Origin of the sequence: Agrobacterium tumefaciens (genome assembly GCF_017726655.1) — a bacterium.
GTDB classification, from domain to species: Bacteria; Pseudomonadota; Alphaproteobacteria; order Rhizobiales; family Rhizobiaceae; genus Agrobacterium; species Agrobacterium tumefaciens_B.
In genome coordinates this window covers 310959-332464 of sequence record NZ_CP072308.1, presented here as the reverse complement: position 1 = coordinate 332464, position 21506 = coordinate 310959, and the positions used below count along the sequence as shown (strand labels likewise).

Below are 21506 nucleotides of genomic sequence, written 5' to 3'. Positions count from 1 at the left end.
TTAAAGACCCGCGCAAACCCGTCCCCCAGTTGCGCGGGTCTTTTGATTCTATTGATAGCGTGGTGGCTGGCCGATATAGCTAAAGAGCCGCATGTCCCCTGAAACAGGCTGCGGTATTGAGGCCCTGGCGCTTGGCGGAGCGACGGGCCTCTTTTGTTTTGCACCATGAGTCAGTTCGCCGGCCCGCCAATACGGCGTCCGCGCGCAACAGACGTTAGAGAGTGAAAGATTCGTTTCCCGGCAGGTTGTCTGATTCTAGACGCACATGTATGACTCCTCGTCCATCGAAGAGGGTACGATATGGCAGTTTTAGTTCTGGGTCCGTCGAACGCGGGCAAGTCAACATTCATTTCCTCGCAAGCCAAAGGCGAGAAGGCGATTTTTGGATCGCAGATTTCGAGTAAACGCGACGTCCCAGCGAACGGCTATATCCATTACAATCTGCTGCATCATCGTCTGGTTACCGACGCTGCAAACGATGAGATGCGAGAATGGGATTTACTGAGTGAGCGGATCCTCGGAGATATCATCACCTCTGAACGCGTAACGAAGGCAGTCGTCATCGTCGCGCCGACCAAGGAGTTGCTTGACCGGGCAAATACGCGAGAGCATATCGAGATTTCCGCCGGCCAGAAGAACGGCTACGATCAGGTGCTATGGTCAAAAATCATTGCCTCAGTTGACTTCTTTGCTCTCTATGAGCGAACGTTTGACATGCTCGAACAGCGTGGCATCCCCTACGAGGTTCTCTATTCCTCCCGGGAACTTGGTGGCGATGCTAGGACGTTCCTTCCAAGCGACAGGACGATGGTTCACCACAACCTTCGTGGATCGTTTATCTCGACACCGCTCGAAGACGACGTGAACCAAGTGAATGAGATGCCTGGCATCGACTATCAAAAGCTCGTCATGCCGCGGGGCGTTACGTCAACAAACCGAAACTATGGGCACGTCTCCGATGGGCGTGTGAAGACGTTCAACCTCCTTCGTGACCGATCGTTTGCTGGTAGAAGCGTCCTTGATATCGGGTGCGCGACGGGGGACTTTCTATTCCGTTACGAGAGGTATGGAGCCGATACGCTCATGGGCGTGGAACTAAACCATACCCGATGGAGCGCGGCGGTTGCGGTTTCAAAGCTTTTGCATAGCCGAGCGGACATCAGGATGGAAAACTTCCTGAGCGCACCCATTACGCAGAAATATGACGACGTGCTGGTTCTCAACGTGCTGCACCACGTCGCTGACTATAAGTCCTTCCTTGCGAAAGCCGTTGAAGCCACCGCCGATCGACTGATCATCGAGTACCCCACTCTGGCCGACAATCTGTTTCAAAGCTTGCAGCCGTTCGAAGGTGACTTCGAACATTTGCCGATAGTTGGCGTCAGCTCGCATAGGGTCGATCAAACATTCGTCTTCACAGAAGCGGCGCTGAGCCGGCTTGTTGGCGATCTCGGCGAATTCACCCACGTCACCCACGCATCACCAATTGCAGGGCGAAAATTGTTGATTTTCAGCAGAGTCAAAGCTGCGGAACCCGAATAAGAGACCGTAACAATCGGATATGAAACGACCAGGACGAGGCATCCACCGCCCTGGTCGTAAGGACTACGGCAGATGACCGTCTACTACAAGCGCCGCAGTCGCAGTTTGCAAGCGAAGGTTATACATCGCCCCCGCTGAAAACGCGCCATCAAGAGAGAATTTAGCCACCTGCTTGCTTCTCTGAAATGATTGCAAATTGGCGACTGTCACGCTCGCCCCTCCGTTGGTTGATTGAACTAACACATCACTGTTTAGCGATCCTACGAAGCTGATGAGTGGAGGATTGTACATCTGCCTTTGAAGGAGAATGTCGAAGTTAACCGAAGTTGTCCCTGGCGAAGATCCAAACGAAACGTTTACGCCTCCGCTTTCTTGCTTAATGACAATGTATTCTCGGTCACACTCACTCATCACCGCCTCGATGTCTGGGAGTACGAATTGCCCAGTAACCTCTGGCGATATCTGCAGCTTTGTCAAAAAGAATGTGTTACCGACCGTGGCAATCCAGTTAACTTGGGATGATGTCCCGGATTTGTTGCCAGCGTTCCATGCGTCCTTTGTTGATTGCATCCCAGATGCGGAAACGAGACAGAATCTGAAGCCTACACCGTAGCCGTCGTCAAGGTTCCATGTGCCGGATTTTGAGCCGAGAGGAAATGTTAGTTCCTTCTCCTCCCATGTGTTCGCGGCGTTTATCGCATATTCGCGGACGAAATGCGTGTCCCGCGTCTCGTTGATCGCGGTAACGCAATACGTTCCGACCACCGAAGACTTGACCCAGAATTTGACCTTCATGTTGGTCGACGCATACGGCTTAAGCTTCCGACCGTAAATCGCCCATCTGATGTGGTTCTCAGTGTCGGCCGCAAGTGAGGTTGCCCCAGCCGTCACTGTCAGTTTCATCGAGTACGGCACACTCGGATCAGGAACATCAGTTGATCGCTCACCCGTCACCGCGACGGCAGTTCCGCTCTTGCCGTAGAGAAACCCAACCGCAAGCGGTGTGCGATGGGGCATTGCCGGCACTGATGTCCTCGCCTGCCAGACTTGGCAACCAGGATTGTAGCACAGGTTCACACCGCGCAAATCCTGAACGGTTACGCCGCTATCCTTGATGATCTTGCCGGTGGCGCCATCGAAGACAGCCACCCTAAGGTCCGCTGCGCCAGCAGGCCCAACAACATCGCCCGTCCCGGTCCCGTCCGTTCCCTTGCGGGCCAACAGCCGCCAATATGCGTTGCTTTCGGCTGGCAGGACTGGTGGCACATTGCCCGTGGTCGGCTGAAGCGCAATCCACGTCGAGCCATTGTCGAGGACAATGTCGTTCGCGGCGTAGGCCGTTGCACCGCTATAGGCGCCACGATCGACAACACCAGCCGTGCCAGAGCGAGCGAACAAGAGCCACTGCGTGTTCTCGGTCGTCGGGAGCGTGGGAGGCGCGTTGCCGCTCGTAGCAACCTTGGCAATCCAAGTTGAACCGCCATACTGGACGATATCTCGGATCGCGTAAGCCGTGCCTGCGCTATAATTACCGCGCTGGTTGATGCCGGCAGGCCCGACAGGGCCAGTGATGTAGTAAGGGACGCTCCAGTCGCCTGACGTCGCCGAGTTCTTGATGTAGAGCGCTGTGCGCCCATCACCAATATCTGCGACAAGCACACGAAAGCCAGCAGCAGAGCCGTTGTATGCCGCGCGGCCAGCAATGTTCGGAACTGCCACGTTGAACTGAACGCCATCCTTCAAGGTGTACTTGTTCACGACTCCGAACACACCCGGCCCGATACCGATCGGAATATCGTCAGTACCGACAGAAATTTCTGACAGGCTTTCGAGATTGCCATTGGACAACGACGCCAGCAGCCGACGCATAGCCTCAACCGCGGCAATCGTGGGAGAGGTCAGCTCGACCTTGTAGGGTGCGTCCGTCTGGGCTGGCCCAGGCCAATCATCGGCAAGCAGAAGTTCTGTGTTGCTGATGATCTTCTCGATGACGATAGGGCGGCCGACGTGAATACCGAACTTGTCACCAGCCTTGATTGGCGTCAGGCCGGCAACTTCCGTCAGCCAGCCTGTGTTCGTGCCGGTCACGGTCCGAGAGCCAACTGCGACGGTTGCCGTGCCGTCGCCATACCATGTGACCGTAGCCATTATTCGGATGCTCCATCGATTTCCCCACGCGCAACGCGCAGATCGGCCTCAAGGCCGCTGATCTTGTCGAGCAGGGATTTCTGTTCCTCTTTCAGCATCGCGACATGCTGGGCGAGCAGGAGCGTGCGCTGCTTGAGGAATTCTTCGCGCACTTCCACTTCCTGCAGGGCGACGAGGACGCTAACCTGCATCTGGTTATTTGCTGACATTGATTGATCCTATTTCGGGATGCCGAAGATGTAGTAGCGGATGCCCTCGATCTGCCCTTGAATTGGCTCGTCGGTGACTTTCCCGCTCTGATAATCGTTGGAGGTCGCATAGTAGGTTCTGACGGGGTTTCCCCTGAACGTGTAGAACTGGACCGAATTACTGTTGATAACCGAGTAAGTGCTGTCGCCGGCATCGAACCAGCCCGTACCGCCGGACGCCGCAGCGCGTCGGATTTTGGCAGTGATCGGCGGGCAAACTCTTTTGGAGAAGCTGTTCGTCCCGCCGGCGACGCCACCGTAGCCGCTATGCACGGTCATATATCGAACGATGGGGTAGAAGCTGGTCGTGTCTATCCCGACCGTATGCACCTGCGCCCCGTCACCTACGCCAATGTAGCCTTGGCTCAGCAGCCTGATCGCCGGATATCGGCTATCGATGACGATGTCAGCAAAGCTCGGATTATCCCCTGCCCCCGGCCTCAAGAACTGAACGACGTTCTGGCCATTCTCCGTAAATTGCCTGAGGACGTTGTTGTTTCCCGACGTCGGCGGCGTGTCGTCAAAGGCAATGATCATGAACCTCGCGCGGCATGCCTCGTTGGCGTTGGAGAACAGGATCTGGTTGCCCTGAACCTTCCACCTCGCGCCGATCGGCGTTTCTCTGGGGTTGGTGGGGTAGAAGACCTGACCGCCCTGATAGAAGTTGATCTCGCAGATGGTCGTGTCTGGCACGAATGTCGGAAGCGTATAGGTCGAAAACCCAGACGGGATATCGATATCGCCGGCAGCGACAATCTTCGAGGTTGACCGGCTGCTATCGAATGCCAGCTGCGTGCCGATCGCGGTGTCAACATCATATCCCGGCTTGGCAACCCTGAGCCCTGCCGACGTCAGCGAAATCGCTTTCATGCCTGGGACGGGCGACAGCGCCGGCGCATCAATAATACCTGCCCCATCCCCCGGCAGGTTCCAGATGAGCAGATCATTCGTCAGGTAGCTGTAGATCGACGACGAGCCTTCCGAGGCATCGTATGTATTCACGAAGTCCAGAACATTCGAATAGGTGAGATCGGCCTGATAAATCGAGTTCAGTTGCGCGTTCTGCTTCCAGCCGAAGACTCCATTCACACGGTACGGCTTTGTTGCCGTTCGTATGCCTGTGTTCTGATAACCGTTCGTCGTGGTGATGACGCCGCCAAAGTCATAATATCCGTCTGCTACGTTTCGCTGAAGCACCGAAAACAGCGGGAAATCGTAGTTCAGAGACGGGAAATTGAACCGTGTGTAAAAGACGTCATTCACCGCGAACGACGTGTTTCTCTGCCACGATCGAAACGTCGCCGTCTGCGGCGAAGAGCCAGGAGGATAGTTATATTCGCCACCGCGAAAGGGCTCACGCGTGTAGCTGTTGATCGTGGGGTTGACTGAGAACTTTGAGTTATAGAGGAAGGCGCCGGCATCTGAATCGGGCGTGGTAATCGGGTCCAGGTTGCCCTTGGTTATCTTCAGGCACCCTGTACCCGTACTATCGATGCCAATCAGTGTCTGCGTCACGAACGTATCACCATTGTGCCGTTGTTGAGGTTGATGGTCATCTTGCCGTTAAGGCTGTTGATGATGCCGCTGTTGACGGTCCCGATGTTGGCGACGTTCAACGTCAGCTCGCCGTTCTGGAAGACGAGCGGCTGCCTCGTACTCGCGAGATCGTCGCTGAACACCAGAAACTGTCCGGCCCTGATCAGGACACGCGTCGGCAGCGCCGGATTTGCAGGCACGTCCATGAGGAACGATGCAGAGCGGTACTGCTCGTCATTGACGGCAGCAATAATCCCGTAACGCGCCGCATACCCCGATGGAGCAGCGACAGCAGCCCATGCGATGTTGATCGACGCGGTATTGCCGCCCAGCGCCGCCGTCAGTGTTTCCACCTTGCCGGCGACGGCCATGGTCTGGTTAACGGCAAGCTGGATGTCCTCGCGATACTCGGCGCGCGCTGCGCCGAGCTCGACAGACAACTCTCTCGCAAGATTGCGGGTGTCTTTGTAGGCAACCGCTGCCAGCTCCATCTGAGAAGCGATCAGCCCTTCAATGGCATCCTGAGCCGTTCTGGTGCTGTCGCGCAGCCAGCCCAGCATGTCCTCGACGCCGGTCAGGTCGATGTCGACATAAACGTCAGCATCCGACAGCAGCACGTTCGGAGTGATGACCGGAATGAAGCCAGACCAAAGCACCGGCCTGTCACCGCCGGGGATGTAACGCCCACGGACAACGTAGCTCTCATTCGGCAACAGGCTTTGCGAGATGAGCATCGAGCCGACCTGCGGCTGATCTGTCCGGCCTTCAGTGACGCGCTCAAGCGTTGCCTGTAGTCGCACCTCGTATTCGATGCCAATGACATCATCGAGACGTCCGTCGCTGTTATCCCACGTGATGCGGATTGCTGGCCGTCGGTCCTGACCAGTGCTGTCCTTAACCGTCGCCGGTTCGGCATACCATTCGATGATCGGCTGCGGCGTTGGACGAATGACGCCTAGCTGTCCGTCAACCGGCGGCTTGAACTCGGTATCGCTGCTCCAGTCGTAATCGGCAGGATCAACCTCAGTGATATCGATCATCACATCAAGGTTGGCGCGGTCAGCAACACCATCGATCCGCATCAGCTTTGCATCGTAGCCATTGCGGTCGGACGTCCACGAGAACACCGTTCCCGGCGTTGCATAGGCCCAGAACTTCGGCGGCAGCACAATCGTGTGCCTGCGGAAGCGGCGAGCCTCCTCAAGCGCCGATTTCATCAGCCGCTGAACCTGCTCTGGGTAAGGAACGAAGTTCAGATCGACGTCGGCCATCAGGCGGCGATTACCGTCGCTTGCCTCAAAGTCCGGCCGGTAAAGCGGTGGTGCTGTCTTGGCGACCCAACCGTCGGCCGGCGAAGGGTAGTTGGCGGAAATGCCGTTGATGGTGTCAGCCAGACCGAGGAACGGGGTAAATTCCTGCTCCTCCGTCGACAGGATATCATCGTCGGTGAAGTTGATGACCGGAGCACCTGGCGCACCTGAATGAAGATAGTAGACGCCGCCGACTTCCGAAATCCGGCCTTGGCACGCCGTCAGCAATGCCTCGACGGCGGAGGTCAGCGGTGCGTCAACCTGTATCTCGCCGCCGCTGCGGTAGGTGTTCACCCAACCGGTTGATTCCTGAATACCGGCGCGATGCTTCTCGATCTGCGCAATCCACGCTGCGGCAGGCAGCCGAGCGGCGGCCATGTTCTGCAGACCATAGAACCATTGGCCGTTATAGTTGATGCCACGCAGCAGGTTGTAGATCTGGACGGCAGGCAGGAAATCACCGTCGCCGCCCCAAGTCGCCGGATCGGCAAAGCGCTGCGGACCAACGCCGCCTTGCGTGCTGTCGCGCGAGATATCGTAGAGCCGCAGTCCTTCGAGCACGAACTTGAAGGACGGCACGCCTGAAAACATGTTCTTCGAGACGCGAGCCGTCACGATGGCATAAGCAACGCCGCGCCCGATGCGATCCGGGTTCCACCATCTGTTTCCGTTCGATACGGATGTGAACAGGAAACTGTCGGCCGTCGTCTGCGTGCCGTCGTAGAACTTGATCCAGAGGCTGTCCGCATATTCGTTGACCGCGTAACCGCGATCCGTCAGACCGCCGAGAGTGGCGCGCTCACCGTTGACCCAGACCTCGGCAAGGCCACGCACAGGCAAATCCGACAGCGCGATGACCTGCGTCAGATAGGCGTTCGGCGTGTCGCCGTCATTACCCCAGGTGTTGACGAACACGAGCGAGCCAGCGGTCGCGGTGCGCCCCAGAATGAAGGAGCGCGGAACATCGCCGCCGCCCTGTAGCGTGCCGTTGATGGAGAACGTCGGATCTTTTGGCTTGCCAGCGAGCGATTGCGCCAGAAGGCTGAGGCCGACGCCGACGGCGGTCTTCAGCAGGAATGCGCCGACAGCGCCAAGTCCGCCGATAAATCCAGACACGGCCGTAAAAACAGAAGCAATCGCCGTGAAAATAGCCATCGATTTTCCTTGGGATGCGCGATACGCGCGGCCGCTAGAGCGGCTTCATGAAGTGTGTTTCGACAGCGCTGTAACCGCGCCGTTCGTAAAGACTTGAGATGTCATTTGTTGCCAGCGACGCCATGCCAGCAGAGACGCAACCGACAGACCGGGCCCACGCCTCATAGGCATCGAGCATCCTCATCGCGCCCCGACCGCGTGCCGATAGAGTGACGTACCAGACTGTTTCCTTAGCAATGCGACCAGCGCCGAACGGGTGCTCAAATGCACAGGCCATAAGGACGCCCTGCGCCGGATTGCCGACAACGAGGACACAAGCCTTGTCTGACACCAGATGATGTTGAAACAGCCGATCGGCATATGCCGCCTGGAATGGAAAGGTGAAGCCTGCGGCGTCATGGCTTTCGCGCAGGAGCCCCACAACACGGTCGCGATCCTCGGCAGTAGCGAAGCGGACGTCCATCAGAACAAACCTAAAAACTTTTTCCGCTTCTTCGGCTCGGTCGCGACCTTGCCTTTCTCAGAGCCCCAGAAGAACTCCCACTCCGACGAGGTGTCAGCATCTGTGTAGAATGCATCCCCGGCCTGTCGCAGCACCTGCGTGGCATGACTACGCGTCGACGGGTTAGACCGTGTCATTTCCTGCGTGTGGCTAGCGCACACCATCGTCACGCTGCCTTCCTCATTCTCGGAAGGCGTGTTGATCGTGATGGTATCCACGAAGCCAACGAAGCGGCATTCGGCAGGCGCCACCATCTGGCGGCTGTCCGGATCAAACAGGCCTCGGTAAATCTCGACGCGAGCCTGACGGCAATCATACTGCCTCACCAGCGTCTGGACGTGCTCGCTGACCTGAGACAGGCGGATGTTGACGTTCTGCACCGAGAGGTTGGCGACGAGCGGAATGTCATCAATCTGTACCAGCGTGCCGGAGCCGTACCAGTCACGAGTGACGGGCAAGCCTGTATCTGGGTGAATAATGGCAGCGGTGACGTTTCCGACGTCCGACCACATGCCATCCGTAACCGGCGCACCAGTCGCTCTATCGCGCGCAACGAACCAGAGGAAGTCACGCGCCACCAGTTGCCGCGCCTCAAGCGCAGCAAGGTTTTCTGCTGAGATGTTTCTCATTGATTTCCCATGGGAACTTAGCGGCAGCGAAGCCACTGAAGCGGCCTAGACACAGACTTAAAGTTGAGCATAATCCCGCCGTCACTGGGGGATTTCATGAAGTACTTAATAGTAGCGCTATCGGCTGCGTACCTGACCGCATGCCAGCAAGGACCGATCGTGAAGTCAGAGCCGTTTGACTGGAGGAAAGCAGTCAGTAGGAACGCCGAGAGGTATTGCCGTGACAAGAAGGGCACCGATCAGTACGCGAAGTGCTTTGATCGTGAAGTTGCGAAGGGCACGCGTGAGTCGAAAATGATCGCCGCACATTTTGGTGTAAAGCTCCAGTGACTACCGGGCTTCAATCGCCTGGAACGTGACCGTGCCGCGCCCCGTTGCCATGTCGGCTGTCGTCGAGATCGAACCAGGCACGATCGCCATGATGCAGGAAGGCTTTACCAGCGTAGCGGAGACAGGTGCCACCACCCCCGCCCACAGATGGGGGCGGACCTCAACCTGCGTTGTCACGCCGCCGCCACTGGCCGTCATGGGCTCCATAACCATGTGAAGGTCTTTGTCGCCAATCTGGATGTAATCGCCCACTGTGACTTTGTAGCCAGCGGGAAGGCCTGACAGCGAGATTGCCTTGCGGTTACTCGCAATCGTAGCCACCTGCCCTACGCCACTAAACGCGCTACCGGTTGGCCAACTACCGTTCGGATAAGCCACCGGGAAACAGCGCGACTTCGGGAATGCGCGGAACGTCTTGAGCCCGTTTTCCAAGCTCGTGAGCCGCGCACGCCAATAGTCCAGTTCGTTCGGCTTCATCGAGCGTGACTGCGAAGTCATCTGCCAGAGCGGCGAGCCCATGTCCTTGACGACAGTCCGGCCGCCAGCAGTGCGCGATTGCTCTTGCCGCCAAAGCAGATTGAACTCAGTCGACCAGCCTGGGAACTCGTCGAAAAACGAAGTTGGGAGCGGATATGTGATTGTCATTACTCACCCCAACTTCACATTTCGTTTCTGAGCCGACCGAACGGCGGCCTCAACGCGGCTTTGTAATTCGCCCTGCATTTTGGCTAGCGCCTTTTCCTGTCGAGCGACGGCTTCAACAGATGCGCCGCGGTTGTCGACGACTGGGTTGAAGTTGACGACGACGCCGGCAGATTGCGCGGACATTGACCGCAAGCTCGGTACACTCGGAACCGAGATCCCGACCGGGCCGCCGTTGGCGTAGCCTTTGCGAAGTGCTTCAACTGCTCCTACTCCCCCGGCCCGCGCCACGTCGGCTTGCGACCACACGACCTCGCCTTTGTGTACGATGCCGGCTGGCTGGTATTTGCCACCCGGACCAGTGAATCCGCCTTCTGAGAAGAGGCCACCTGACAGCCCTGCGTACCGAGAAGCCCCACCGCCGAAAAGACCGAGCAGTCCGCCTAGAAGCCCGCCACTGCCGCCAGCCGCGCTGTTGACCTTGAAGATGCTATTGAGCACATCGTCCAGCAGGGCATCTGCAATCCGGCTGAGCGCACCAGCAAATGCATCCGCGGCACTCTCGCCATGGATCAAATCGTCGATGAATCCGCGCGTTGCGTCTCTCGCGACGTTGTTCCACTCATTCAGCTTCTGCTGTTCCTCTTGCGCTTTTCTAAGCGCCTCAGATTGCCGCGCATATGCAGCAGACTCCTGCTCGATTGCGGCAATCTTATCGGGCGAAAGCTTGATGCTTTCCAGGTCTTTTTCGCCCTTCTTGCGCGCCTCTTCGCGAAGATCAGACAGCGCCTTTTGCTCCAGGTCTAGCGCTGTACGGCGCTTAACTTGAGCCTCATTGGACAGCCCAATAAGGTTCATCTCCTGGCGCAGCGCCTCAGTCCTGTCTCGAACAGCCTGAAGATCTTCGGCGAAGCGGTCGGATGCAGTCTTTTGCGGAGCCCTTGCCCGCTTCGGTGTGCCGAACCCTCTGTTTTTGTCCGTGTCCAGATCGGACGGGCGCCGTTCTGGCGTGGGCCCGTTATCCGGTAGTGGAAACTGCGTTCCTTGGATTGTGGCGTCGGCGCCGAATTGGGAATCTTGCTGGCCTGCTCCGCGCCACGTCCTTGGATCATTGATCCTAGAGGTCGCAACGGAGGTGACCTCATTGACCTTTTGGACGCTATCCGCGGCAGTCAGCGCTGCCGCCGACAGCGTGGAGAAGTATTTAGCGAACTCAGCGAGTGCCGGAATGCCAGTGCTGTTGATCGCCGCACTTAGAGCGGCCTGCACACGGTCGACATCTTCTGTCTGCGCTTTGCCTTCTTCAGCCGCTTTCGCAAAGTCATTGAATGCGGACTGGAGGTTCTTGATAACGTCAGCTTCTTCGCCTGCGGACTGAAGTTGCGAAACCAGGTCAGCAATGGTGGCGCGCGTGCTTTCGACCTCCTTGCGGACGTCAGCAAGCGTGTTGGTGTTGACAATGTCGGCGCCCTTAGTGAGGTCGGCATTGTCTTGCGCGCGCTTGAGCTGGTCGGCGTAGTCACGCAAAGCAGGAACTGCATCGCCCCAACGTTCGGCGACCGCAGCAATCAGCGCAGCCTGCTCTTTGAGCACTTCGGCGGACTTATCGCCTTCGCTCATAATCGTCGAAAAGTACTGAAATGCTGCTGTGCCTGCGGCGATGACGCCAATCGTTACCAGCGACAACGGAGAAATCACCGACGCGAAAGCAGCCGCAAGACCTTGGCCGACACCCTGCCCGCTATCCTTTATCTGCTGCAGGACGGCCGAAAGCTGGGTGCCCTGCTGCAGGGCGATCTGGATGGGAGACATCCCCATCGCTGCGGTCACGCCGATGTCCTGGAACTGAGCGGCAATGTTTGCGGTATTGAAGCTGTTGCCGCTACTCGTCGTGACCGTAGCCTTCAGCGCGGCGTTGCGACCCTTAATGGCCGCGGTCGACGCAAGTGCCGCCTGTCGCTCCCTCTGAATCGCAGACGCCATCTCGTTGGCGGAAATTGCGCCGGCGGCATGGGCCTGCCGAATTTCGGCGACCGCGTTCTTATAATTCGAAATTGTTGCGAACAACGGGCTGTATTTGGCGCGGAGGCGATCAAGCTCTTTCTGCTGATCCGCGAGAACCCCGTTCCATTCTTTTGCTGCCGTCGTACCGATGCCCACCATACTGTTGATGCGATCCTGCATCGAGGTGGTGAGCGAATTGTTGATCGACTTTCCGGTTGCGGCAAAACGTTTCTCGATGCCGTTGGATGCCGCGCCCACGTCCGACACCAGCCGATTTAGCGCACGCTTTACGGTTGCAAGGTCGGTGCTGATTGAGATAATCAGATCATCACTGTTGTTACCGGCCAAGTCGGTGTCCTAACGTGAAAAAAGCCCGCCATTGGCGAGCCGAAAAGGATGGATATGCCCAAGTGCAAACGATGCGGTTCGGACTATTATCTGGGCGGGAAGGACGGCCACTGCGTTGACTGTGAAGAAGCGGTCGCGAAAAGCGACGGCGACGCCAAAAAGCAGTCGATCATCATGACGACTTCGATTGACGTGCCCAACCGTGAAGTAGATAGCGTCATATCGATCGTCGCGTCCGAAGCTGCCCTTGGCATGAACATTTTCAAGGACGTGGCCAACAACTGGCGGGACTTCGTGGGCGGCCGGGCCAACGCATCGCAAGCCTCCCTAAAGGAGGCTCGTCTCGCGTGTTTGGATGGCCTTAGGTCAGAAGCTCACGCGGTCGGTGCCGACGCTGTGATTTCAGTCGACTTGGATTACAATCAACTGGCTACCGGCGGCACCGGTGGCATTCTTTTCGTCGCCGCCACGGGTACAGCGGTCAAGCTGAAGCCAGCCTAACCACCATACCTCTTGATCAACTCATCCATCTCTTCGTCAGATGGTGGAGCGACAGACTTCTTGGCTCCGTTTGCCTCGGCCTTGCCTTTCACCGCGAGGGTGAACTCGGTCAAGCTAGACGACCAGAATACTGCCGGCGTCCAGTTAAGGCCGCCGAATGCAATTTTTTGCCAGTCGCGCCAAGGGAAAGGTTCTTCTACGCCGCCTTTTGAGCGGCTTCCCCGTTTCCCTCGTCTTCCTCATCAAAATGATGGGATAAGGCCTCAGAAATTGCTTTAGCAACAGCGCCGAAGTGCTTCAGTTTCAACGCCCCGATAGCCTTCACCTTGTCCCCCCGCACCGCAAGCAGATCGAGCGCGGCCACTGTGGCGGCCGGCTCAACGCCAGAAAGGCGAAGAAACAAATCAGACATGCTCTTGCACGACAAGCGGGTGGACACGGCAGCAAGTCCACCCATCTCAGCAACGATAACCAGCGGTTCCTTGCCGACCCACAAGCCGACCTCCCCGCGAGCTCCGTTCACTTCCAACGGAAAAGGTTTTTCAGCGTCAGCCAAATTACACCTCCGCAACGAATGTCAGAACGCCGGCAGCAACGAACGTGGCGGTGAATTCCATGTTGCCTTCCATTTCGCCGCTGAACTCGAATTCGGAAACGAACCACGGGCCGGTGTAAGTACCGAGGCCAGGCACGATCACCTTGGCGTTGAACTTGGTAGCATCGTTGACGTGCGTCATGAATGCGGTGTTGGAAGCGCTCTTAACGAACTTACCGGAACCGGAGAACGTGCGGTTCTTGATGCCCGGTTCTGCCGTTTTCTGCGGCGTGTTCTCCGGGTTCACGCAGTCCGTGATGGTCGTGTCGACCTCATTGGCGGACATATTGAAACTGCGGGTCGTCAGACCGCACAGATTCGAAAAGACTTCAGGAGTTTCGCCGTCACCAATTTGGATGAGCAGCGTACGACCAATCTGTTGACCGTCGGCCATTTGTAAACCTCAAAAAATAGGGGTTGGTGGCCGTCAGGCCGATGTTTCGACGCGCGCGACAAATTCGACGACACCGTGTGTCGTGACTTCGTCCGGGTCTTTGAAATGACGGGTGTCCTGCCGCGTGATCGATATCAATCGATGCGAGGGCAGCACTAAGGGAGCCTCATCCAGAGCCTCGACGACCTCGTGAATGATTTCCTTCAGCTCCTTGAAGCCTCCGGAGTATTGCGACCAAACGTGGATCTTCACATAGATGAGGTTCGATTTCAGACAGTCGACATCATCTCTGATGACTTGGCTTTCGCCGTATTCGACGTATGGAAACGGTGCGTTGGTCGGTGGTCGGTCATAGATCCGCTGGGCGACCAAAGCGGTTAGACCGGTTCGCGCCTTCAGCCTGGCAACGATGGCGCCTTGCAATTCTAGATCTGGGCTTGCCATTATTTCTTCATGGCCTCCCTCACGCCTCGCCAGACAGCGTCGTTGATCCGCTTTTTCGCCTTAGCCCTGAACGCGCGCCATGTCGGGAAAATATGCGGTTGCGCCCGCGTGCCAGGGTGCATCTTTGCGCCTGCCGCCTGTTTCTTGCCGGCAACCGTACCGCCACCCTTCGCAACGTTATGCGGCCGAGTTCCGAACTCCAAAAAGTGCCAGATCCACGCGGCGAAAACGCCTGTCGCATCCGGATCTTTGCTGGCCGTTGTACCGACTAGCGCCTTCGCGCGCGGCCGGTCAGAAATCTTGCCGCCCTGTATCGAGGCAGCGTAGTCGCCAGCAGTTGCGCTGTTGCTTATCGGCGCTCGGTCAGAAATTTTATCGGCGGCTTCGGTAGCGATCTGTAGCTTCGCTTCGGCGGCGTACTTGTTGGCGAGCGGTGCGACCTGGTTGAGCTTCTTCGTCAGCGCTTCGCGCCCTAGGACTTTTGCCTTGATCACCCCGCCTCCCCCTGCACCACAAGCAGTTCGATCCACTGGTTTCGCTCGTCGATGTTGACCGCAGCCTTGATCGCGTAGACCACGCCGGTGCGCTTGTTCCGCGCCCGCCACGCTGGCGTGAGGGTGCGCGTGCGCTCGTTGCTGCGAACAGTCATGGTGTATGGTTGGGTGCCCTGAAGGCGACTGGCTATGACCGTTTCCGAACCGACGCGCGGTTCAAGGCGGGCTGGCTCTATGAATTGCTCCTGAAAGCCAACCACCACGCCACCATACCCATCATCACCTTCGACCTCGGCTTCAAAGCCGATGCGCTCACTCAGCGAGCCTGCGCCCGCTCTCTTGCGTTTTGGCATTCGGTCGATCCTTGGTGGGTTCAGCAGCCTTGGCAGCTATCGCAGCCGCGGCGCATTGCCTGGTGACGTTGTAGAGGCCGGGCTTGTAAGCGATAGTGAAACCCGGCTGTCGCCAGTCGAAGGGTTTAAGGAAGCGGAGCCACATAGTCGTCTGCCACTGTTCGCCAGACACGCCACGGTGCCAAAAGCATCCGCACTGCGCGCGGAAGCACTGCATCGCCAGTTGTCTTCTGGTCCGGCTCGCGCACCTCGTAGAGGTCACCGGTCACGAGAAGGATCGCCGAAACGATAGCGGGCGTCGCCGCAATGCCGTCGGCAGCCGTAGGCGTTTCGCCGGCAGCTACTACTTCACGATCAAGATGCTGCATAACAATGCTTTCGGCTGCGTCGCGATAAAAGCCGATCTCCGTATCTTCATCTTCATGAAAGACACGGAGATGCTTCTTTACGGTTTCCAGATCGACGATCGCCATATCAGGCCGCCACAACTGCGGCAGTCGGTGCGCTTGTGACTGACACGCTGCCCTTGTCATTCGTGGCCGTGACGCGGACGGTGATGGCCTTACCAACGTCACCCACAACGGGAACGTAAGTCGCGGCCGTAGCGCCAGAAATCGCGACGCCAGCAGCAAACCACTGGCGGGCGTAAGTCGGCGAGCCGGACCACGTGCCGGTTGTCGCCGTTAGCGTCTGGCCGACCTGCGCCGTGCCCGTGATGGCAGGTGCAACAGACTTCACCGGCGAGCCGATACCGTTGACGATACCGGCGCCGATATAGGACGCGACCCTGCGCTTACGAACCTTCGTTGACAGCATCGGGTTTGTCCTTCTTCTTCGTCGAGCGAGCAGAGGAGATCACCGGCTTGTCATCGGCCTCATCCGCGGCGTCGTCTTCAACGGCTGCCTTTGCCTCGCCCACGATGTCGACAAGCCCCTGCGCCTCAAGCTGCTTCGCCTCGCCTGCCTCGACCTTGAATGGATCACTCTTTTTGGTCTTCAGTTCCTTGCCAACCGCGAACGTGCGCTTGGCCTTCACTTCCAGAAAATCGGTCATGTTGTCTCCCTAAGGAAAGGGGAGCCGAAGCTCCCCGTAGTTCAATCAGGCGCCTTCGACATCGCCAGTCACAAAGGACTCAGGGCGATAGACTGCGAACGCCAGGCGCTCTTCAGCGCGGATCGTGAACATGTTCTTCTCGAAGTCGTCGACGTTCTCGCTGGAAAGCAGCACTTCGATTTCCATGCGGTCGTAGATCTGAGCCGCGAAGCTGAATGCGCCAGTGAGGAACTCGCCTGCAGCCATGGCCTGCGTCGAAACGACCGGCAGATTCCAGAGCGTTGGAGTGAGTGAACCCTGTGGATTGCCGATGATATAGTTTCCGCCGGCATCCTTGGTCAGTTCAATCTTGGTCCAGTCGATCGGGTTCAGAACGAATGCAGTTGCAGGGTATTCGGCAAGAACGACCTGCAGAATGGCCAGTCGCAGACGGTCAATTCCAGTTTCATCGGCGACAGAGAATGCAGGGTTGAACGCAGTAGCCTGCGGAACAAGTCCATGGAGATTTTGGCCAGTGCCGGAGCCGTTCAGAAGCTGGTTTTCCTCGGCGAAGCGAAGACCGTAACGAGCGCGGCCGTCGATGTAGGAACGAAGCGCAGGCGCGTCGTCCAGGATCTGGCGGGAGGCCTTGAAGAGGTGCGGAATGGTACGAACAGGCGCTGAAGTCATGTCAAACGTCAGATCCGAGTAAGGCTTCTGAGTCCCTTCAGCGACTGGTGCAGCATTATTCGTGAAGCCTGTTTCCTTGACGTACTCCACTGAGCTGGAAGTGGTCGTGCCAGGAAGAACGAGGTCGCGAATAGTGAGCGTGCGCTCAGGGAGACCAAAGATACCGGGAACGCGGGCGCCTGGAACCAGGGAAGTACCCTGTGAACGACCAGCGCCGACAGTGGTATTGGCGGAGGTGATCGCGGCGCGGTCAGCCTTAACGCGGATAGAACCACGAGAAGCTCCAGTCAGCATGCCAGCCTTGTAGTCGGCTGAGTCGATGACCATGTCGCCAAGAGACTTCAGTTCGTTCTCGCCGCTTTCTTTCTCTCGAGCTGCACGCTTCTCCATATCGGAAAGGCGGGTCGTGACGTCGCCGAGTTCAGAAAGCGCCTTGTCGGTCTTTTCCTTCAGCTCTGCGGATACTTCGCCGTTGGCGGCAAGCTTCGAAGTGAAGTCGGTAGCGAGGTTGCCGACCTGCTCCTTGATGGATGCGAGGGAGGCGCCAAGTTCGCCAATTTTTTCTGCTAGTTCGGCCATGAAAGGCTCCTATCGAATGAGTGGTGATTTTGCTTCGGCGATAAGCCGGTCAATGGCTGCCAAAGCAGCAGCATCCGTCTCGACGTCAGGAGCCCCCTGACCATCCTTGAGGTAGAGCCGAGCGGCCCGCTCTGCCTCAGAGCCCGACAACCCCATCAGTCCCCTGATGCCGTTTTCGAACTCGCGTTTTGTGATTTGTTCGCCGGCGGACATCTTCTCGACCAGCGTTTGTGCGGCATCAGCCTTTGCGGTGTTGGCAGCTTTAATGCGCCTCACCGGCGCAGGCTCAACGTCGGCGCCGTAGCGGGCCAAGGTCTCGTCTAGCGTCGCAATGCGGTCGACCATGCCGCGGTCCATTAGAGCTTCTGCGTAGAACACGCGGCCCTGACCGTAGTTGTCCTCAACCTTGCTGACGGTCACGCCGCGCCCCTCGGCAACGGACGCGACGAAGCGATTGTAGGACCGGTTCACGCCATCCTGGACATGGGCTAGCGTGTCCTTACTCATGGGTTCGGTCTCGTTGCCCTCAACCTTGTGCTTTCCAGCCGAAATGTACGTGCGTTTGATGCCGCGCTTTTCAAGGGCAGCAGACATGTCATCGTGCGCCGTGTAAACGCCGATCGAACCGGCGCGACCGGAAGGCGTGACGACAATTTCGTCAGTCGAAGCCGCGATCCAGTAAGCAGCGCTTGCCGCAAGGCTGTTGACCTGCGCGATGATCGGCTTTTCGCCGCCGCGCAGCTTGCGAATTTCGGTCGCAAGCTCGTCTGTGCCTGGCACCGTGCCGCCAGGGCTGTCGATGTCGAGCAGGACAGCCTTGATATCTTCGTTCGAAAGCGCCTTGTGCAGTGCTTTCTTGATACCGGCATAGGAAGTGCCGCCGCTCATCGCGGAAAACAGGTCCATTTTATCGGCCAGAACCCCATAAACCGGGATTACGGCGACGCTGCCGCTGGTTTCCGCGATTTCCTTGGCGCGGGCATCGTCGATCGATGACGCGAATTCGGACGAAAACAGTTTCTCACCTTCGGCCCGCGCCACCAAAACATCAGCCAAAACGCCCAGTTTTTCGCGCTGAATAGCCCAAGGTTCGGCCAAAAAGGCCGAAATCAGGTGTTCAAACTTCATGATTTTCCCTTATGCAGCGCGCGCTGCTGGCGTTGGCGCCGGAGTTTCGGTCTTGCCGAGCGTATCGAGACGCGTCATCGTGCCATTCACGATGGCCTTGCTGCCGCCGTCCACGGGCGCCTTGTCTTCGTAAGAGCGAGCCTCATCGACGAGGTAGATGCCGTTCGTGACCATCTTCGACAGGAATTCTGCTCGCGCCGTGCTGTCGCCGCGCAAGAGCTCTTCCATGTTGAACTTCACCTTCGTGGTTTTCCTGGTCTTTGCGTCCAGCAGGTCACGGTAGATTGCCGCTTCGATGCGCTTGAGCATTGGCCGCATGCAGGTCTTGGTGAATTGGAGGATCAGCTGCTCTATGCCGCTGCCCCAAGTCGTGGTTCCGTTAGCGGCGTGCCCGATCATAACGGGGGGCACACCGAAGATGCGGCAGATCTGCTCGACACTGTATTGTCGCGCCTCAAGGAATTGAGCATCCTTGGGGTTGATGGACATTGGATACGGCTTGAAGCCGGCTTCCAATACCGTCACCCCGCCAGCCTTCTCGGCGCCGGCGAACTGCGTCAGTGTGTCGGCGATCTGCTTGCGCTGCTCAGGCTTCAGGATCTGATCCGAGCTGACAATGAGCGAAGAAAGCAGGCCGTTCTTGAACATCCGGCCAGCGACTTTCTCGCCTGCCAATGCACTACCGACGGTATTGCGCACAACACCGATTGGCGACATGCCTCGGTCACAGCCAGGCAGCCGGACGCCGCGGACGTGAAACATCTTGCCTTCGGAGACTCGGCGCTTTTTGCCGTCTTCCGTCACCTCGTAGTAGCGCGTATTCCGACCGTCTTTCGACCGGCACACATCGACGCTCAGAGGGTGAAGAGGATTGAGCGCAACGAGGCGCTCGCCGTTCATCTTCTTTTCCGCGAAGAAGTTGCCGTCGAGTAGCAGGCACATCGCTGCCATCGACCAGAACTCTGGCGCCGTGTCGTCCATGTTCGGCATGTCGTGCAGAAGCTCGTAAAGCGGAGCGTTCTTATCGACCGTCACGCCGTCCTCGCCGTAAACGATGCAAGGAAGCGTGCCGGCCGCGTTCTGCACGAGGTTGACGCATGCCCAAACCGCATCAAGCGACAGGGCACTCTCAATTGTGACCGTCTCCCCGGACGTGGTGCCGAGGCCAAAGAAGCCTCGCCAAAACTCGCCGTCGGTGAGCTTGATAGGCCTTCCGACCCATCTCTCAAAAAAGCCCATCAGGCCTCACCACTAGGTTGCCCGTCACCAGGTGACAGAAATGATATTGTTGACGAAGTCGTCAAGGTTGCCGCTATCGCCGCCCTCGTAGGTTCCAGCCATCGCCGTTGCCATTGCCAAGGCGACTGCGCCGTCGATGCGGCGTTCGCGGTTATGTTTGACGAGCTTTCTATTGCCGGCGGGATCCGCCTTGACGGTTGCATTCATCATGCACATCGTCAGAACCGGGTGGTCGCCGTGGGCGAGATTGCCGTTCAGGATGATGCTTTCTAGCTCACGGAGAGCGGGAGACATCGACTGGAAGCCCTGCCCGAATGGCTGGAAAACAGCGTCGTCACCTTCTAGCTGATCGTCAGTGAAGCCTGCCTTCTGCAGCCATGGCTTCAGGTGCCTGAAATTCCACCGGTCGAACGCGATCTTGCGGATATCCATCTCTTCGAACCGGTCGCGCAGGTAATGCGCAACGAACTCGTAGTCGACGGTTCTACCTGGGGCGGCTTCGACATGGCCATCCTTGTGCCAGACATCGTAAGGCACACGGTCGGCCTTTGCCTTCGCCCGTATCCCGTCGCCGGGCAGCCAGAACGTCGGCTTCACTTGCCAGGTGGTCTTTCCGCCCTGCTCTTTCGGCGCCATCAGCACCAGAGCAGTTAAGTCGCTTACCTCAGAAAGGTCGAGCCCGCCAAAGACAGGGAGACCATCAAAGTCCACAACTCGAGCGTTGCACGCTCGCCAAATAGCCGGCGACACAAACGGAGCATTGGCATCGATCCTTTGGTTGAGATGGAGCCAGCGAAAACTGGCCTCTTCGGTCGGCATACGTGCCGCGCGCTGCGCGTCGTCGCGAACCGATGAAACGGACTTGAACTTGCCAAGCGCAGGGTTTGCCGCCTTCCACGCTTCCTCGTCGAGGACGTCGCAATCAGCCGGAGCTGTATAGAGGTGCGAAACCGTTCGTGGTGCTTTTGATGTCTCGGCATCGTCCAGCCATCGCGAAAAAAGATCGCCGTCAGTCGCTGCCTGCGTCGAGATGGCGAAGATCATCGCCTTGTCGCCGTACGCGCCCTGCGACGTCACGATCGCTTCGACGAAGTCGTCGTGCGGGCCTTTGATCTGGCCGACCTCATCGAGGATGGCGACCAGTGGCGAACCACCGTGCGCACTCTTGGCTTCCGCCGAGCTGGCGCGATAAACGACGTTCTTGCGCAGGCCGACAATCATCTTGCCGGACGGGACGATGCGATACAGCCCTTTCAGGCGCGGCGACATCATTAGCATCTTGCTGGCGTAGTTGAAGACTTCCGCCGCCTGGTCGCGCGAACGCGCGCCAGACATGATGCGGCTGTTCGGAAACGCCTCAGGGCCAATAACATGGCCGAGCAGCAGACAGGCGATGGTGGCCGTCTTGGAGTTCTTACGTGCGATCGACAAATACGCTCGCGACGTGCCGTTCGGGTTGTCATAGACCGACAGAATGAAGGACACCTGGAAGTCCAGCAGCCTGATCGGCTGCCCGACGAGCGCGCCCTCTGGCACGACCAAGTATTCCTCAATGAATCGGCACATCTTCTCGCCGCGGGTGAGCTCCGACGTCGGTAGTCCGCGCCAGTCGCGCAGAACCGGGATCGGGCCGCACTTGATGGCGCCGACCACGGCCTCAGA

At 58.0% G+C, this 21506-nt stretch carries 23 protein-coding genes; 2 read left to right on the top strand and 21 right to left on the bottom strand.

Annotation, left to right across the window (positions count from 1 at the left end):
- The first annotated feature begins 300 nt into the window (after positions 1-300).
- Positions 301-1542, top strand: a complete 1242-nt coding sequence (locus AT6N2_RS01730) for a methyltransferase domain-containing protein (protein WP_209087984.1) — start codon at positions 301-303, stop codon at positions 1540-1542.
- Positions 1543-1605: 63 nt separating this feature from the next.
- Here the strand turns inward: AT6N2_RS01730 and AT6N2_RS24095 are convergent, their stop codons facing one another.
- The 8 genes from AT6N2_RS24095 to AT6N2_RS01690 form a co-directional block, all read right to left on the bottom strand.
- The gene (locus tag AT6N2_RS24095) at positions 1606-3690 is read right to left on the bottom strand and encodes a hypothetical protein (protein WP_233282462.1); all 2085 of its coding nucleotides are present in this window, start codon (positions 3688-3690) and stop codon (positions 1606-1608) included.
- Positions 3690-3899 (bottom strand): hypothetical protein, encoded by a 210-nt coding sequence (locus AT6N2_RS01720; RefSeq protein WP_209087981.1) that lies wholly within the window; start codon positions 3897-3899, stop codon positions 3690-3692. Before AT6N2_RS01720 ends, AT6N2_RS24095 begins: the two co-directional genes overlap by 1 nt.
- Before the next feature lie 9 nt (positions 3900-3908).
- Positions 3909-5453, bottom strand: coding sequence for a hypothetical protein (locus AT6N2_RS01715; RefSeq protein ID WP_209087977.1), 1545 nt, complete (start codon positions 5451-5453; stop codon positions 3909-3911).
- On the bottom strand, positions 5450-7939 hold the full coding sequence (locus AT6N2_RS01710) for a phage tail protein (RefSeq protein ID WP_209087974.1): 2490 nt from the start codon (positions 7937-7939) through the stop codon (positions 5450-5452). The genes AT6N2_RS01715 and AT6N2_RS01710 overlap by 4 nt, the downstream gene beginning before the upstream one ends.
- Before the next feature lie 34 nt (positions 7940-7973).
- Positions 7974-8402, bottom strand: coding sequence for a GNAT family N-acetyltransferase (locus tag AT6N2_RS01705; RefSeq protein ID WP_209087971.1), 429 nt, complete (start codon positions 8400-8402; stop codon positions 7974-7976).
- Positions 8402-9070, bottom strand: coding sequence for a hypothetical protein (locus AT6N2_RS01700; protein ID WP_209087968.1), 669 nt, complete (start codon positions 9068-9070; stop codon positions 8402-8404). The genes AT6N2_RS01705 and AT6N2_RS01700 overlap by 1 nt, the downstream gene beginning before the upstream one ends.
- Positions 9071-9400: 330 nt before the next feature.
- On the bottom strand, positions 9401-10045 hold the full coding sequence (locus AT6N2_RS01695) for a hypothetical protein (RefSeq protein WP_209087965.1): 645 nt from the start codon (positions 10043-10045) through the stop codon (positions 9401-9403).
- A 3-nt stretch (positions 10046-10048) separates the two neighbouring features.
- The gene (locus AT6N2_RS01690) at positions 10049-12394 is read right to left on the bottom strand and encodes a phage tail length tape measure family protein (protein ID WP_209087962.1); all 2346 of its coding nucleotides are present in this window, start codon (positions 12392-12394) and stop codon (positions 10049-10051) included.
- A gap of 48 nt (positions 12395-12442) precedes the next feature.
- On the opposite strand from AT6N2_RS01690, the gene AT6N2_RS01685 reads away from it, so the two are divergent.
- Entirely contained in the window at positions 12443-12895 is a 453-nt protein-coding gene (locus AT6N2_RS01685) for a YbjQ family protein (RefSeq protein ID WP_209087959.1), read from the top strand.
- Here the strand turns inward: AT6N2_RS01685 and AT6N2_RS24375 are convergent.
- The 13 genes from AT6N2_RS24375 to AT6N2_RS01620 all read right to left on the bottom strand — a co-directional run bounded on the left by AT6N2_RS24375 (position 12892) and on the right by AT6N2_RS01620 (position 21497).
- Complete coding sequence (locus tag AT6N2_RS24375; RefSeq protein WP_209089583.1) at positions 12892-13059, bottom strand: phage tail assembly chaperone; 168 nt, start codon at positions 13057-13059, stop codon at positions 12892-12894. The genes AT6N2_RS01685 and AT6N2_RS24375 overlap by 4 nt on opposite strands.
- A gap of 32 nt (positions 13060-13091) precedes the next feature.
- A complete protein-coding gene (locus AT6N2_RS01675; protein WP_209087956.1) occupies positions 13092-13451 on the bottom strand; it encodes a hypothetical protein in 360 nt (119 codons plus the stop codon).
- 1 nt (position 13452) lies between these two features.
- The gene (locus AT6N2_RS01670; RefSeq protein ID WP_013636135.1) at positions 13453-13884 is read right to left on the bottom strand and encodes a phage tail tube protein; all 432 of its coding nucleotides are present in this window, start codon (positions 13882-13884) and stop codon (positions 13453-13455) included.
- 33 nt (positions 13885-13917) lie between these two features.
- Positions 13918-14328, bottom strand: coding sequence for a DUF3168 domain-containing protein (locus AT6N2_RS01665; RefSeq protein WP_209087954.1), 411 nt, complete (start codon positions 14326-14328; stop codon positions 13918-13920).
- The gene (locus AT6N2_RS01660) at positions 14328-14822 is read right to left on the bottom strand and encodes an HK97 gp10 family phage protein (protein ID WP_209087951.1); all 495 of its coding nucleotides are present in this window, start codon (positions 14820-14822) and stop codon (positions 14328-14330) included. Before AT6N2_RS01660 ends, AT6N2_RS01665 begins: the two co-directional genes overlap by 1 nt.
- Entirely contained in the window at positions 14819-15175 is a 357-nt protein-coding gene (locus AT6N2_RS01655) for a phage head closure protein (protein ID WP_209087948.1), read from the bottom strand. Before AT6N2_RS01655 ends, AT6N2_RS01660 begins: the two co-directional genes overlap by 4 nt.
- A gap of 125 nt (positions 15176-15300) precedes the next feature.
- A complete protein-coding gene (locus tag AT6N2_RS01650; RefSeq protein WP_209087946.1) occupies positions 15301-15648 on the bottom strand; it encodes a head-tail connector protein in 348 nt (115 codons plus the stop codon).
- A gap of 1 nt (position 15649) precedes the next feature.
- Complete coding sequence (locus tag AT6N2_RS01645; protein WP_209087944.1) at positions 15650-15991, bottom strand: hypothetical protein; 342 nt, start codon at positions 15989-15991, stop codon at positions 15650-15652.
- Positions 15969-16229: a hypothetical protein gene (locus AT6N2_RS01640; RefSeq protein ID WP_209087941.1), complete on the bottom strand. Its 261-nt coding sequence runs from the start codon at positions 16227-16229 to the stop codon at positions 15969-15971. Before AT6N2_RS01640 ends, AT6N2_RS01645 begins: the two co-directional genes overlap by 23 nt.
- A 45-nt stretch (positions 16230-16274) precedes the next feature.
- Positions 16275-17477 (bottom strand): phage major capsid protein, encoded by a 1203-nt coding sequence (locus tag AT6N2_RS01635; RefSeq protein WP_209087938.1) that lies wholly within the window; start codon positions 17475-17477, stop codon positions 16275-16277.
- A gap of 9 nt (positions 17478-17486) precedes the next feature.
- Positions 17487-18605 (bottom strand): S49 family peptidase, encoded by a 1119-nt coding sequence (locus AT6N2_RS01630; protein ID WP_209087935.1) that lies wholly within the window; start codon positions 18603-18605, stop codon positions 17487-17489.
- 9 nt (positions 18606-18614) lie between these two features.
- Entirely contained in the window at positions 18615-19844 is a 1230-nt protein-coding gene (locus tag AT6N2_RS01625; RefSeq protein ID WP_209087933.1) for a phage portal protein, read from the bottom strand.
- 24 nt (positions 19845-19868) lie between these two features.
- Complete coding sequence (locus AT6N2_RS01620; RefSeq protein WP_233282461.1) at positions 19869-21497, bottom strand: terminase large subunit; 1629 nt, start codon at positions 21495-21497, stop codon at positions 19869-19871.
- Positions 21498-21506: the final 9 nt, after the last annotated feature.

Excerpts from the sequence above, each read along its gene's own strand:
- AT6N2_RS01730 (WP_209087984.1), top strand. The coding sequence starts at position 301 with ATGGCAGTTTTAGTTCTGGGTCCGTCGAACGCGGGCAAGTCAACATTC.
- AT6N2_RS24095 (WP_233282462.1), bottom strand. The coding sequence starts at position 3,690 with ATGGCTACGGTCACATGGTATGGCGACGGCACGGCAACCGTCGCAGTT.
- AT6N2_RS01720 (WP_209087981.1), bottom strand. The coding sequence starts at position 3,899 with ATGTCAGCAAATAACCAGATGCAGGTTAGCGTCCTCGTCGCCCTGCAG.
- AT6N2_RS01710 (WP_209087974.1), bottom strand. The coding sequence starts at position 7,939 with ATGGCTATTTTCACGGCGATTGCTTCTGTTTTTACGGCCGTGTCTGGA.
- AT6N2_RS01705 (WP_209087971.1), bottom strand. The coding sequence starts at position 8,402 with ATGGACGTCCGCTTCGCTACTGCCGAGGATCGCGACCGTGTTGTGGGG.
- AT6N2_RS01700 (WP_209087968.1), bottom strand. The coding sequence starts at position 9,070 with ATGAGAAACATCTCAGCAGAAAACCTTGCTGCGCTTGAGGCGCGGCAA.
- AT6N2_RS01695 (WP_209087965.1), bottom strand. The coding sequence starts at position 10,045 with ATGACAATCACATATCCGCTCCCAACTTCGTTTTTCGACGAGTTCCCA.
- AT6N2_RS01685 (WP_209087959.1), top strand. The coding sequence starts at position 12,443 with ATGGATATGCCCAAGTGCAAACGATGCGGTTCGGACTATTATCTGGGC.
- AT6N2_RS01670 (WP_013636135.1), bottom strand. The coding sequence starts at position 13,884 with ATGGCCGACGGTCAACAGATTGGTCGTACGCTGCTCATCCAAATTGGT.
- AT6N2_RS01665 (WP_209087954.1), bottom strand. The coding sequence starts at position 14,328 with ATGGCAAGCCCAGATCTAGAATTGCAAGGCGCCATCGTTGCCAGGCTG.
- AT6N2_RS01655 (WP_209087948.1), bottom strand. The coding sequence starts at position 15,175 with ATGCCAAAACGCAAGAGAGCGGGCGCAGGCTCGCTGAGTGAGCGCATC.
- AT6N2_RS01650 (WP_209087946.1), bottom strand. The coding sequence starts at position 15,648 with ATGGCGATCGTCGATCTGGAAACCGTAAAGAAGCATCTCCGTGTCTTT.
- AT6N2_RS01645 (WP_209087944.1), bottom strand. The coding sequence starts at position 15,991 with ATGCTGTCAACGAAGGTTCGTAAGCGCAGGGTCGCGTCCTATATCGGC.
- AT6N2_RS01640 (WP_209087941.1), bottom strand. The coding sequence starts at position 16,229 with ATGACCGATTTTCTGGAAGTGAAGGCCAAGCGCACGTTCGCGGTTGGC.
- AT6N2_RS01635 (WP_209087938.1), bottom strand. The coding sequence starts at position 17,477 with ATGGCCGAACTAGCAGAAAAAATTGGCGAACTTGGCGCCTCCCTCGCA.
- AT6N2_RS01630 (WP_209087935.1), bottom strand. The coding sequence starts at position 18,605 with ATGAAGTTTGAACACCTGATTTCGGCCTTTTTGGCCGAACCTTGGGCT.
- AT6N2_RS01625 (WP_209087933.1), bottom strand. The coding sequence starts at position 19,844 with ATGGGCTTTTTTGAGAGATGGGTCGGAAGGCCTATCAAGCTCACCGAC.